Origin of the sequence: Cupriavidus sp. SIMBA_020 (assembly GCF_046535395.1) — a bacterium.
Taxonomy (GTDB): Bacteria; Pseudomonadota; Gammaproteobacteria; order Burkholderiales; family Burkholderiaceae; genus Cupriavidus; species Cupriavidus campinensis.
Map to the genome: position 1 here is coordinate 1 of NZ_JAWRWU010000648.1, position 269 is coordinate 269.

The window sequence follows — 269 nt, forward strand, 5'->3', positions numbered from 1 at the left end:
TGATCGCCGACCACATGGTGCTGGGCGGCCTGGCCGTGGTGGTGCAGGGGCTGGCCGCGCTGCTGTCGTTCGTGGCGGGGGCGGCCACCTCGGCCTCGCTGATCAATTTCGGCCGGCGCACGCACCTGGCCAGCGAGTTCGCCCTGCCGCTGATGGTCGAGGCGGTATTGCTGCTGGCCTTCGGCCTGCTGGGGGCGAACCTCGAGAACCTGCGCTGGTTCTACGTGCCCGGCACCGTGATGCTGCTGTGCTACATCATGGGCCTGCAG

Annotated in this window: 1 protein-coding gene; it reads left to right on the plus strand. The window is 69.1% G+C overall.

Annotation, left to right across the window (positions count from 1 at the left end; all coding sequences use genetic code 11):
- Window positions 1–269, plus strand: a 269-nt coding sequence (locus SB751_RS30905) for a DUF1275 family protein (protein ID WP_410749138.1), incomplete at both ends; no start/stop codon positions are given.